The organism is Alishewanella sp. WH16-1 (genome assembly GCF_001441695.1).
GTDB classification, from domain to species: Bacteria; Pseudomonadota; Gammaproteobacteria; order Enterobacterales; family Alteromonadaceae; genus Alishewanella; species Alishewanella agri.
On sequence record NZ_LCWL01000024.1, the window covers coordinates 116,879 to 129,063 of the forward strand.

Below are 12,185 nucleotides of genomic sequence, written 5' to 3' on the forward strand. Positions count from 1 at the left end.
GGTAAAGGCGAAGAAGGAGTTGTTATGCCATTTAGTACTGAGCTGATAGAAGAACTAAAAGTATTGGCGTTGTTTAATCTGGACAGTGTTAATTCAGGGATCAAGGCGCATAAAGTTGCACAGCCTGAGGTATTAGCGGCGATAAGCCGACTCTATGCTAAGGGTCTGATCAGTCAGCCAGATGGCGGTTATCTGACCGATCTGGGCATTCACTGTGCTGAGCAGTTACAGAGTACCTTGCGGATCCTCGGCGCTACACAAAGTTAGACAGGCTGGATAAATGACAATTACGGGCGCTTTAGTGTCCGTAATTGTTTATGGTTTAACTGAAGTTGTTGCTGTAGATGACGCGCCGCATCAGTTTTACCGGCAAAAATCAATTGTTCATAATGCTGATTCAATGCCATTAGTACCGGTGCTTGTGTCGGATTTGCGACGGCCAACTTATTGAGCCAGCGGCTTAACGGTTCGCTGGCCAGATCTGGTGCTGGTAAAACGGCTAATAACTGTTTACGCCAGTAATCGGGCGCCTGACGCAGTAACTGGTGTCGCTGCCGATACTGTTTAAACCAAATGCCAGCCGCTGTCAGCGCCAGCAATACCGCAAAGCTCAACATATACGGCCAGTATCGAAGCCAGCCGGCGAGGGTCGCCCAAAGTTCAGTTTGTTGCTGCTGATTAAAGCCCAAGACCCAGACTGACCATAAATAATCCAGATGCGACCATTGCAGAGCCATCTGCTGCAGCCAGCCAGGTTGCCAGCTGCTGAGTAATTCACGTTCCGGTTGGCTCAGCGCTTGCTCCAAACCCTGTAAAATTCGCTCCGGTGCAATGGCTGCGGTCGGATCAAACAAATGCCAGTCGCCATCTTGCAAATACTCAACCCAGGCGTGAGCATCGCGCTGCCTGACAATCAGATACTGCTGGCTGGTTTGCCAGTCGCCACCCTGATAGCCGCCAACCACCCGCGCCGGCACGCCGGCCGCGCGTAATAGCATAGCCGAGGCTGACGCGTAGTGACTGCAAAAACCACTGCGGCTTTGAAACAGAAACTGATCAATCGCATTAGCACCCAAGCGGGGTGGTTGTAAGGTGTAATAAAACGCTTGTTCACGAAACAACCTGGCCAGCGCCTCACTGATCGCATGGCCATCGTTACCATGTTGCTGCTTAAGTTGGGCAGCTAATTGTTGGCTTTGGGGATTAGCGGCTGCCGTTTGCAAATTGAGTCTCAGCTCCGCCGCTGACGCCAGAGGGATAGGGCTTAGCACACTGCTGACCTGATAACTTAACCGTTGGCTAATTACCTGGTTACTTTGCAGCAAGGCGGCGGGTCTTGGCCTGATATTGTCGCTCCAGCTTACGGGCAATCCCAGGCTAAACAGGTCGCGCTGAAAACTGCTCTCTGCCAAAATTTGATAGGTTAATGGCTGAGCGTCGGCCACCGCTGTGGTGTTGGTTGCTGGCGCGACTGTCTGACGGCGATCAAAACGACTATGTTGCAACCAGCGTCGGCCATCAAACTCCTCGTAGACTTTAGCCCGCCAGTACCATTGTTGTCGCGGTGGCGGTGCGCCATCGAAACTTACCCGAAAGGCGGTGGCATCGCTTTGCACTAGTTGCTCAATACTGCCGGGATCGAGTTCATTACCAAGGCCGGTAACGGCTTGCTGCTGATTCGGCATTTGCCACAGAGGTGGTAAACGCGGAAACAGTAAGAACAAGCCGAGCCAAAGCGGTAACGCCAACGCACAGGTTTTTAGTAATGGTGCCAGTCTTAACGGCTGACCATTAGGTGCAAACAGCTGAAACTGCAGGTATAGGTTGACACCCAGTAAGCCAAAGATCAGGCCAGCCAGCAGTATTTGCTGATGGAAAATAAAAGCGCAACTGATGGCAAAGTACTGCACCCAAACCAGCTGTATCGCATCACGGCGTAGTTGCAGGCTGAAGCTGCGGCCTATCGCCGCCAGCAATAGCACATGAAACATCAGATTTAGCGCCCCCAAACTTCGGGTTTGTAGCAGCAATAACAGCAAAACCGGGGCTAATAACCAGTTAATTTGCCTGGCGCTAAGTGGTTTAGTCTGTTGCCATAACCTGATACCGAGCCACAACAAAAGTAATACAAAAAGCCCGCTAGTCAGGGCATTAAAGGCGGGTTGGTACAGCAGCAGTATTGTCGCCTGCAATAAGGCAGCCACCCCTCGCCACGCGCGGCTCAGCTGCAGTTCCTGCGCTAGCATAACGCCAGCTCCTGTAAACAGCTGGTCAGATGGCGGTGGCCCCGGCCCAGGGCCAGAGTCTTACCGGGCAACATTAAGCCGTACTGACTGCCAGTTGTCTCCAGCTGTTGTAATTGATAACAGGCCATACTTAAGGCCTGCTCTAAAGCCGGGCCAGTTAGCGCCGGCACCTGAACCCATTGCTCAGAACGGGCAGCTGCCAGTGGAATTTGCCTGACAACAGGTTGTTCCGGATGCGTCGCCAGTTTTTTCCATAAAATACGGCTCGGTAAGTCGCCGGCTTGATAGGGCTTTAACTGATCGGCATCGGTTTGTGCTGTAGCGCGTTGTTGCCCGGGATCCGCTGCGGATAGGGGCGCTGAATCATTGGGTGGCATTGGCGCAGGATAGACCCACAACTGCGCAGACAGCGCCGGATAGCTCCAGCAATTGAATAACCCAAATGGGAATTGGCTACTTAACTTCAGGCGTGGCAGGCTGTAGCAACCGCGTGGCAGCAGCGGCAGCTGCAGGTTGAACTGTTGTTCGCCTTGCAGATTTGGCAACAATTGCTGCAGTTTTTGGCCATAGAGTCCTAACTGCAACATCCGGCAATCCCGGCTTTGCAGCTTGAGTGGTAAAGCACCGGGCGAACCGGCATAGGTTTGGGCATCGGCCAGCACGGCTAATCTGAGCCGATACAAGTTATAAAACGCTTGCAGCATGGTCAGCAGCAACAAACTTAGCAACATAAAGCTGCACAGTAAGATCAGATTATTCTGATAGTTAGTACCCAGTAAATATAACAGTACCACTAACACGGCAAACCAGAGCCCAAGCCGACTGGGCAGAATATAGATCCGCTGTTGCGTCAAGGTGAGTGCAGGCAGTGGCGGCTGCTTGCGATCCAAATAACGCAGGAAGTAACGACGAAGTGCTAAAGAGCCCGGCCAATTCATAGCGGACAGGGCGTTTGTTCCAGCAACTGCTGACTAAAAGGCGATACCCCGGCCACACTTTGCGGGTTCAGGCGATGCTCAGCCAGGTACGGAAACAGGGTTTGTACATCATCAGCAGTGGCATAATCCCGGCCGGCTAAAAATGCCAGTGCTTTTACCGCCCGGACTAAACCTTTGCCGGCCCTTGGCGATAACGGCAACATTGTTGTCTGTTGCCGGCTCGCCCGGATCAGTGCCAAAATATAGTCCAATAGTGGCTCGGTAATCTGCACCTGCTGTAACTGCTGCTGCATGCTGATTAATTGTTGCCCGCTGAGAGCTTGCTTAATCAAACTCAGCCGGGAGCCCTTGCTATCATCGCGCAGTAACTGCTTTTCTGCCTCGGCGCCCGGAAAGCCCAGCGCAAGCCGGAACAGGAAACGATCGAGTTGTGATTCCGGTAAGGCGTTGGTACCGGAATGAAAATGCGGATTTTGCGTTGCAATGACAAAAAAGGGTTCAGGCAAGGGCCGGCTTTCGCCATCGGTTGAGACTTGGCGCTCTTCCATCGCTTCGAGCAGGGCGCTTTGTGTTTTTGGACTGGCACGGTTAATTTCATCAGCCAGCAAAACCTGACTAAAGATGGGCCCGGGTTGAAAATAGAATTGCGCTGACCGGGTATCGTAAATATTCATCCCCAGTAAATCAGCCGGCAGTAAATCGTTGGTAAATTGTACGCGCTTATAGCTCAGACCCAAGGCATTCGCCAGCGCATGGGCGAGGGTAGTTTTACCCATGCCGGGCAGATCTTCGAGTAACAAATGGCCCTGAGCTAGCACACAACACAAAGCAAGACGGATTTGCGTGGCTTTACCCAGGATGACCTGATTTAGCTGCTGTTCGATTTGGTGCAAGTCTGCTAACACCCTGACTCCTTATTCACTGATGGCTGTCAGGCAAAGGTGCAACAGACAGCCAAGGGCGTGTTGACGTTTGCTGCTTGTTTTTGCAGCCGTTTGGCTGGTGTTTATACAAGGCAGAGCTTGTGATGTGTAGTTATTCTACATGAACAAGCGATAACGCAGTAGAAACGCCAGCCAAACGCTGCCCGAAGGGTTCGCGCTGGCGGCGCTTTGCTCTTTGTCACTCGTCACTTATTTAGAATAACTAAACTGCGCTCCTCGTTTCGCGATCAAAGCGCCGCCAGTGCGAACAAAATCTAAGCAGCAAACGTCAACACGCCCTAGTTTGATGCTTCCTGTAACCAGCGCACCAGCTCGGTACGGTTACGGCTATGGGTCTTCTTAAAAATGGCCGAGACATGTACCTTTACGGTGTTGGCACTGATTTGGAGCTGTTCGGCGATTTCTTTGTTGCGGGCACCTTCGGCAATTAACATACTGATCCGTTGTTCCTGATCCGTCAGCAGTGAAGGTAACTTAATCCGGCGATTCGATTGTTCGCGCAGTTGAAATAAGGCGTCCAACGCATCCGACATCACCTTGCGACCATAGTACAACTGACCGGACATCATGGTTTGCAGGGCGATTTTAATAAAGTCAGGTTTTTCGTCGTTGTACAGTACGCCACGCAAGCCGGCAAATAATGCCCGGTTTGGATCAATGAGTTGACGCTCGGCTTGAAATAAAAATAACGGTACCTGACGGCTAACACTAAGCAGTTTAGCGGAAAAGCCTTTCTTGACTGAGGTTTCACTACTGAATTGGTAACCGGCAAGAATACCTTTATACTGACGTTGCTGGGTAAAGGTAGCCAGCGAGCACTGCTCTACGTCAATTCCTGCTGCTTTCGCATGGCGGCAGGTGCTGAGTTGTTCAGTTTCATCAGTAAGTAAGATCAGGCGGGAAAATCTTTCCATAACAGCTACCTTTATCGCGATTACCCTAACTATATAACGGCAGACGCTGTTTTGAAAAGCGAAGACGCATGAAGAGAGTACTTTTTGTTTGTTTAGGCAACATTTGCCGCTCACCTACCGCACATTCTGTATTTCGGCAGCTTGCTGCAGAGCAGGGCCTGAGCCTGGAAATAGAATCGGCCGGCACCAGCGCCAGTCATAAAGGTGAGCCACCGGACCCACGCTCAGTTCGAACGGGTAACGCTGCCGGTTATCAGTTTGACGGTATCCGTTCACGCCCGGTGCAGCCGAATGATTTTGTCTATTATGATTTGATCTTAGCGATGGATAAACAAAACCTGGCAGATTTAACCGAGCGCTGCCCGGTAGAACTGCAGCACAAGTTACGGTTGCTGATGTCCTATCATCCTGATTTCAAAAAGCATCAGGAAGTTCCGGATCCCTATTATGGCGGCAGTAAAGGCTTTGAGCTGGTGCTGAAATTGATTGAACAAAGCTGTCAGCACTTGTTACGCCAGCTGGCACAGCAACAAGACGCCTTGCTCGACAGCCGTGAAGAGTCGGTGTAAAGCAGAAAAATCTCCGCTCGCGGGATTGAATTTACGTCCAGAAGTCTATAAGTTTAGCGGGTGTGTAACTAACTTACAGGAATTGCATCGTGACCACCTGGACGCCACATAGCTGGCGCAAACTGCCGATCCAGCAGCAACCGCAGTATCGGGATCAGCAACTGTTAACGCAAACAGAACAGCAACTGCACAAATATCCGCCATTAGTTTTCGCGCAGGAAACGCGGGATTTGTTTAGTCAGCTCGGCCAGGTGGCCGAGGGTAATGGCTTTCTGCTGCAGGGTGGCGATTGTGCGGAAAGTTTTAATGATTTTAATGCACCGAAAATCCGCGATACCTTCAAAGTATTAATGCAGATGGCGGTGGTACTGACCTTTGCCGGTGGCTTACCGGTGGTTAAGGTTGCCCGCATGGCCGGCCAGTATGCTAAACCACGTTCCAGTGACCTGGAGACAATTAACGGCGTCAGTTTACCCAGTTACCGTGGTGATATCGTCAATAGTTTTGAGTTTACCGCGGAAGCCCGCGAGCCGGATCCGGCGCGTTTAGTTACGGCTTACCATCATTCGGCGGCGACACTGAACCTGCTGCGCGCTTTTGCCCAGGGTGGCTTAGCTGACTTACATCAGGTTGCGCGCTGGAATATGGGTTTCGTTGAGAGCAACCCGCTGAAAGAGCGCTATATGAGCGTGGCAAACCGTATCCAGGAAGCGCTGCGCTTTATGGAAATTTGTGGCATCACCGCACAAAATTCGCCATCGATCCGGGAAACCCAGCTGTTTACTTCACATGAAGCCTTGTTGCTGAATTACGAAGAGGCCTTAACCCGGCGTGATACGTTAACGGGTAAATGGTATGACTGCTCCGCCCATATGGTGTGGATTGGCGAGCGTACCCGGCAACTGGATCATGCGCATATTGAGTTCTTCCGCGGCATTCATAACCCGGTCGGGGTGAAAGTCGGGCCGGGCATGCAGGAGGATGATTTAATTCGTCTGATTGATGCGCTAAATCCGGATAACACGGCAGGACGTCTGACGCTGATTACCCGGATGGGGGCCGATAAACTGGCAGATAAACTGCCGGCGCTGGTGCGGCGGGTGAAACAAGAAGGACGCAAAGTAGTCTGGAGTTCGGATCCGATGCATGGCAATACCGTGAAAGCCAGCAACGATTATAAAACCCGCGACTTCGAAGCCATTTTACGTGAAATCCGGAATTTCTTTGCTGTGCATAAAGCCGAAGGCACCCATGCCGGCGGTATTCACCTGGAGATGACAGGTGAACATGTGACGGAGTGTACAGGTGGTGCTTATGGTTTAAGTGAAAGCGATTTATCCAGTCGTTATTTCACCCAGTGTGACCCGCGTTTAAATGCCGATCAGGTGCTGGAATTAGCGTTTTTAATTGCCGATACGCTAAGCGCCGCCCGCAAATAAGCTTAAGCCCCTGGCGGCGTCTGCCGTCAGGGCTTTTTCTCTGTACTGCTGCTACCCCAAGCGCACTAATACTTCTGCCGTTTTAAGCCAGTCATAGCGATGATTTTGGCTGAGATCTCCTCAATCGATAACTGGGTTGAGTTTAAAAATGGGATCTGCTCCCGCTGATACAGCCGTTCAACTTCTTTTAATTCCAACGCACATTGCCGCACCGAGGCATAACGGCTATTTGGCCGGCGCTGTTCACGAATTTGACTCAGCCGCTCAGCGCTAATTGTTAATCCAAACAGCTTGCTTTTATGCTGCTTTAACTCAGACGGTAAACGCAGCGCCTCCATATCTTCTTCGACGAAAGGATAATTTGCCGCCTTAATGCCGTATTGCAGTGCCAGATACAAGCTGGTGGGGGTTTTACCGGAGCGGCTTACCCCAACCAGAATAATATCAGCCTGACTAAAGTTCTTCATATTGGCGCCATCGTCATTGGCCAGCGCAAAGTTCACCGCATCAATCCGAAAGTCATAGGTTTTTTCATGCATGCTATGGGTGCGATGGGTTTTCGGTACCGGCGCCAGCTGCAATTCCTGCTGTAACGGCTCCACAAAGGCATTGAGAAAGTCGTAACAGATGCCCTGACTTTGCTTAATTTGCAACCGCAGCTGTTCATCAACAAAGGTGTGGAAGACTAAAGGCTTTAATCCTGTAGTTTTATAACAATCATTAATTCGCTGCACGACGTGTTGGGCCGTTTCCGGTGTCTCGACAAAAGGGATGGTAACGTGCTCAAACTGTGCCGGAAACATGGTTAACAGCGCGTGACCAAAGACTTCTGCTGTTATGGCTGTGCCGTCAGAAATATAAAAAGCAGTACGCACATTTTCTCCGTTTTTCGTAATAAAACTACATGAAAATTAAACATTTTCTTAGCTGCAGTCAAAGTGTAAAATCGCTTCGATTGTAACCCTTGCTGTAAGCTTACCTGCTTGGCAACAAAAATTGGAGAGAAAGGTGCAAGAATTCGTCATTTGGTATCAAGACCTCGGTATGCATGATGTAGATCGGGTGGGCGGTAAAAACGCTTCTTTAGGCGAAATGATCAGTAATCTGGCCTCGGCCGGTGTACAGGTACCAGGTGGTTTTGCTACCACGGCGTACGCTTTTAACCAGTTTCTCGAACAAAGCGGTGTTAATGAGCGCATTTATCAACTGCTCGATACGCTGAATGTTGACGATGTGCAGGCATTAGCGCAGGCCGGTAAACAGATCCGGCAATGGGTCATTGATACCCCGTTTCAGCCAGAGCTGGAACAAGCGATTCGCACCGCCTACCAGCAACTGCACCCGGATTTGTCGCAGGATGTGTCTTTTGCCGTCCGCTCCTCAGCCACCGCTGAAGATATGCCAGATGCCTCCTTTGCCGGTCAGCAGGAAACCTTCCTCAATGTGCGCGGCTATGAGGCGGTGATCGTCGCGATTAAACATGTATTTGCGTCGCTGTTTAATGACCGCGCTATTTCCTACCGGGTGCATCAGGGCTATGACCATCGCGGTGTCGCCTTATCTGCCGGTGTGCAGCGGATGGTGCGCTCTGATCTGGCGTCTTCAGGGGTGATGTTTAGTATCGATACTGAATCAGGTTTTGAAGATGTGGTCTTTATCACTTCATCCTATGGCCTGGGTGAAATGGTAGTGCAGGGTGCCGTTAACCCTGACGAATTCTATGTGCATAAACCGACGCTGGCCGCAGGTCGCCCGGCAGTGGTTAAACGTAGCCTCGGTAGTAAACTGATTAAGATGGTGTATTCAGCGGAACAAAGCCATGGTAAGCAGGTGCAGGTTGTTGATGTGGCACAGGCTGAACGCCGCGCTTTCTCTTTGACTGACAGCGAAGTGCAGCAGTTGGCGGCACAGGCAGTGATTATCGCTGAACATTACGGCCGGCCGATGGATATCGAATGGGCCAAAGATGGCATCGACGGCAAACTCTATATTGTACAAGCTCGGCCAGAGACGGTAAAAAGCCGTGAAGATAGCAACAGCATAGAACGCTACCAGTTACAGGGTAAGAGCCCTGTTCTGGTAGAAGGCCGGGCTATTGGTCAGCGTATTGGCCGTGGTGTGGCTAAGGTGCTAAAAGACATCTCGCAGATGGATCAAATCCAACCGGGTGACGTGCTGGTCACCGATATGACGGATCCGGATTGGGAGCCGATTATGAAGCGAGCTTCCGCTATCGTTACCAACCGGGGCGGCCGTACCTGTCATGCCGCTATTATTGCCCGTGAGCTCGGCATTCCTGCTGTGGTCGGTTGTGGTGATGCCACTGCGAAAATCGAGGCGGGTAGTGAAGTCACTGTATCTTGTGCCGAGGGTGATACCGGTTTTGTCTATCAGGGCTTATTAGACTTTAACGTGGTAACCAGCCAGGTTGATCAGATGCCGAAACTGGATCTGAAAGTGATGATGAACGTCGGTAACCCGGAGCGTGCCTTTGCATTTTCACGCTTACCGCATGCTGGTGTTGGTTTGGCGCGGCTGGAGTTTATTATCAACCGGATGATTGGCGTGCATCCCAAAGCACTGCTGAATTACGCAAGCCAAAGTGCGGAGCTAAAAGCGACCATCGATGAGATGACCGCAGGCTATGCCAACCCGGTTGAATTCTATATCGCTAAGCTAACTGAAGGTATCGCGACCTTAGCCTGTGCTTTTGCGCCGGAGAAAGTGATTGTGCGGATGTCCGATTTTAAATCGAACGAGTACGCCAATCTTATCGGCGGTCAGCAGTACGAGCCGCATGAAGAGAACCCGATGATCGGTTTCCGCGGTGCCTCGCGGTATTTGTCAGAGGATTTCCGTGACTGCTTTGCACTGGAAGTTGAGGCGTTAAAACGGGTACGTAACCAAATGGGCTTTAGCAATGTCGAAGTGATGATCCCATTCGTCCGTACCCTGGAAGAAGCTTCAGGGGTGATTGAGCTGTTGGCGAAACATGGTTTAAAACGTGGTGAAAATGGTCTGCGCGTCATTATGATGTGTGAGCTGCCATCCAACGCGCTCTTAGCTGAGGAATTCTTAGAATACTTTGACGGTTTTTCAATTGGTTCGAACGATTTAACCCAGCTGACGCTGGGTCTGGATCGCGATAGTGGCCTGATCGCGCATTTGTTCGATGAACGCAATCCGGCAATTAAAAAGCTGCTGGAGATGGCGATTCAGACCTGTAAAGCCAAGGGGAAATATATCGGTATCTGTGGACAGGGACCGTCGGATCATGAAGACTTTGCCGCCTGGTTAATGGAGCAGGGCATTGAAAGCGTGTCGCTAAATCCGGACACTGTGGTCGATACTTGGTTGTATCTTGCTGAAAAGTATGGCAACTAATCCATAGTTCACCTCAAGTCGAAATCCCGCTATTTAGCGGGATTTCTGTTTAAAAACGTAGCCAGTAAGCCTGGCTTGTGGCAAATTAATGAGGTTAGGTTGCCTGGCCGGCGCAGTAAAAACGCCCGGTCGCATCTGCTCAACAACAATAACAACAACTCAGGGGATATCCATGCAGGAACTGGTGAATACCATCAACGGCGTGATTTGGAGCGAGGCGCTGATTTATTTGTGTCTTGGCGCCGGTTTGTTTTACTCCATTATGACCCGCTTTGCCCAGGTCAGACATTTTAAAGAAATGTGCAAACTGCTAATGAACAATACCGAGTCTGACAAAGGCATCTCGTCCTTTCAGGCACTTGCTGTGTCACTGTCGGGCCGGGTGGGCGTTGGTAATATCGCCGGGGTTGCCGCCGCTATCGGTTTTGGTGGTCCGGGTGCGGTATTCTGGATGTGGGTCGTCGCCTTTTTAGGTGCTAGCACCGCTTATGCCGAATCAACTTTGGGTCAGGTTTATAAAGTAGAAGAAAACGGCCAATATCGCGGTGGCCCGGCGTACTACTTTGAGCGCTGCTTAGGTTGGCGTTGGCTGGCAGTATTGTTTGCCGTTTCAGCCATTATCGGTTGTGGTATTTTCTTGCCTGGCGTGCAGGCGAATGCCGTAGGTAATGCCGTAACCCAGGTCTTTGGTGACGGCAGCATGGTGGTCACCAGTTTTGGTGAGGTGGGTACCAATAAATTAGCGGCGCTGGCGCTAATTCTGATTGTGCTGGCCTTTATTATCTTTGGTGGTATTAAACGTATCGCGCATTTTACGCAAATCGTGGTGCCTTTTATGGCGCTGGGTTATATCGTAATGGCGCTGATTATCGTGTTCCTGAACTTGGATAAAGTACCTGGCGTGTTCAGTTTAATTTTATCTGATGCCTTTACCGCGCAGGCCGGTTTTGGCGCAGCCATTGGCTGGGGTGTCAAACGCGGTATTTACTCTAACGAAGCAGGCCAGGGCACTGGCCCACACGCTGCCGCTGCCGCTGAGGTTGACCATCCGGCACAACAAGGCTTGGTGCAGGCGTTCTCAGTTTATGTCGATACTTTGTTTGTCTGTACTGCCACGGCGTTAATGATTTTAATTACACAGCAGTACAACGTCGTTGGCGAGTTACCAGCCGGTCAATTTATTGTACAGAACGTGGATGCGGCGACCGAAATCGGCTCTGCCGCCTTTACGCAACTGGCACTGAATAGTGTGTTCGGTGGTTTTGGTCAAATTTTTGTGGGTTTAGCGCTGTTCTTTTTCGCCTTTACCACTATTCTGGCCTATTACTACATCACCGAAACCAATGTCGCCTACCTGAACCGGCTGTTTAATAATAAACTGCCGCTGATCCTGTTCAAGGTGTTACTGATGGCGATGGTGGCTTACGGCACTGTTAATGCTGCCGGTTATATCTGGGCAATTGGTGATATTGGTGTTGGCTTAATGGCCTGGATTAACGTGTTGGGTATTCTGGTGATTTTCTTCCTGCATAAGCCCGCTATTCTGTGTTTAAAAGATTACGAGCAGCAGAAGCAAGCCGGTGGCCCCATTACCTTTGATCCGGTAAAACTGGGTATCAAAAATGCCACTTTCTGGGAAAAACGGCTGGCAAAAATGCAGGCTGAACAGCCCAAAACGCCAGACTAAGTCAATTTTAGCCTGACTTGATATAAATCAGCCCCGGCCATTGCCCTGTCTCTTATACACAAAT

Annotated in this window: 10 protein-coding genes; 5 read left to right on the forward strand and 5 right to left on the reverse strand. The window is 50.7% G+C overall.

The genetic code is table 11. The annotated features are described in order from the left end of the window. The first annotated feature begins 24 nt into the window (after positions 1–24). Positions 25–267 (forward strand): TIGR02647 family protein, encoded by a 243-nt coding sequence (locus tag AAY72_RS03005; protein WP_008983581.1) that lies wholly within the window; start codon positions 25–27, stop codon positions 265–267. Positions 268–287: 20 nt separating this feature from the next. Here the strand turns inward: AAY72_RS03005 and AAY72_RS03010 are convergent, their stop codons facing one another. From AAY72_RS03010 to AAY72_RS03025, 4 genes are all read right to left on the reverse strand, one after another. Continuing rightward, complete coding sequence (locus AAY72_RS03010; protein ID WP_057785540.1) at positions 288–2,246, reverse strand: DUF3488 and transglutaminase-like domain-containing protein; 1,959 nt, start codon at positions 2,244–2,246, stop codon at positions 288–290. Further along, positions 2,240–3,184, reverse strand: coding sequence for a DUF58 domain-containing protein (locus AAY72_RS03015; RefSeq protein ID WP_057785541.1), 945 nt, complete (start codon positions 3,182–3,184; stop codon positions 2,240–2,242). Before AAY72_RS03015 ends, AAY72_RS03010 begins: the two co-directional genes overlap by 7 nt. Beyond that, positions 3,181–4,089, reverse strand: coding sequence for a MoxR family ATPase (locus AAY72_RS03020; protein WP_057785542.1), 909 nt, complete (start codon positions 4,087–4,089; stop codon positions 3,181–3,183). Before AAY72_RS03020 ends, AAY72_RS03015 begins: the two co-directional genes overlap by 4 nt. 317 nt (positions 4,090–4,406) lie before the next feature. Beyond that, positions 4,407–5,042 (reverse strand): response regulator transcription factor, encoded by a 636-nt coding sequence (locus tag AAY72_RS03025; RefSeq protein ID WP_008983576.1) that lies wholly within the window; start codon positions 5,040–5,042, stop codon positions 4,407–4,409. Between the two features lie 68 nt (positions 5,043–5,110). Here AAY72_RS03025 and AAY72_RS03030 point away from each other — a divergent pair, with 68 nt between their 5' ends. Both AAY72_RS03030 and AAY72_RS03035 read left to right on the forward strand, forming a co-directional pair. Continuing rightward, positions 5,111–5,611: a low molecular weight protein-tyrosine-phosphatase gene (locus tag AAY72_RS03030; RefSeq protein ID WP_057785543.1), complete on the forward strand. Its 501-nt coding sequence runs from the start codon at positions 5,111–5,113 to the stop codon at positions 5,609–5,611. 89 nt (positions 5,612–5,700) lie between these two features. Next, positions 5,701–7,050, forward strand: coding sequence for a class II 3-deoxy-7-phosphoheptulonate synthase (locus AAY72_RS03035; protein ID WP_008983574.1), 1,350 nt, complete (start codon positions 5,701–5,703; stop codon positions 7,048–7,050). A 65-nt stretch (positions 7,051–7,115) separates the two neighbouring features. Here the strand turns inward: AAY72_RS03035 and AAY72_RS03040 are convergent, their stop codons facing one another. After that, complete coding sequence (locus AAY72_RS03040) at positions 7,116–7,925, reverse strand: pyruvate, water dikinase regulatory protein (RefSeq protein WP_057785544.1); 810 nt, start codon at positions 7,923–7,925, stop codon at positions 7,116–7,118. A gap of 133 nt (positions 7,926–8,058) precedes the next feature. On the opposite strand from AAY72_RS03040, the gene ppsA reads away from it, so the two are divergent. Beyond that, a complete protein-coding gene (ppsA, locus tag AAY72_RS03045) occupies positions 8,059–10,434 on the forward strand; it encodes a phosphoenolpyruvate synthase (protein WP_057785545.1) in 2,376 nt (791 codons plus the stop codon). A 172-nt stretch (positions 10,435–10,606) separates the two neighbouring features. Beyond that, a complete protein-coding gene (locus AAY72_RS03050) occupies positions 10,607–12,121 on the forward strand; it encodes a sodium:alanine symporter family protein (RefSeq protein ID WP_057785546.1) in 1,515 nt (504 codons plus the stop codon). Positions 12,122–12,185: the final 64 nt, after the last annotated feature.

What these genes read in the sequence shown, in the direction of transcription:
- AAY72_RS03025 (WP_008983576.1), bottom strand. Translation starts at nt 5,042, where the DNA reads ATGGAAAGATTTTCCCGCCTGATCTTACTTACTGATGAAACTGAACAA.
- AAY72_RS03015 (WP_057785541.1), bottom strand. Translation starts at nt 3,184, where the DNA reads ATGAATTGGCCGGGCTCTTTAGCACTTCGTCGTTACTTCCTGCGTTAT.
- AAY72_RS03030 (WP_057785543.1), top strand. Translation starts at nt 5,111, where the DNA reads ATGAAGAGAGTACTTTTTGTTTGTTTAGGCAACATTTGCCGCTCACCT.
- AAY72_RS03005 (WP_008983581.1), top strand. Translation starts at nt 25, where the DNA reads ATGCCATTTAGTACTGAGCTGATAGAAGAACTAAAAGTATTGGCGTTG.
- AAY72_RS03010 (WP_057785540.1), bottom strand. Translation starts at nt 2,246, where the DNA reads ATGCTAGCGCAGGAACTGCAGCTGAGCCGCGCGTGGCGAGGGGTGGCT.
- AAY72_RS03050 (WP_057785546.1), top strand. Translation starts at nt 10,607, where the DNA reads ATGCAGGAACTGGTGAATACCATCAACGGCGTGATTTGGAGCGAGGCG.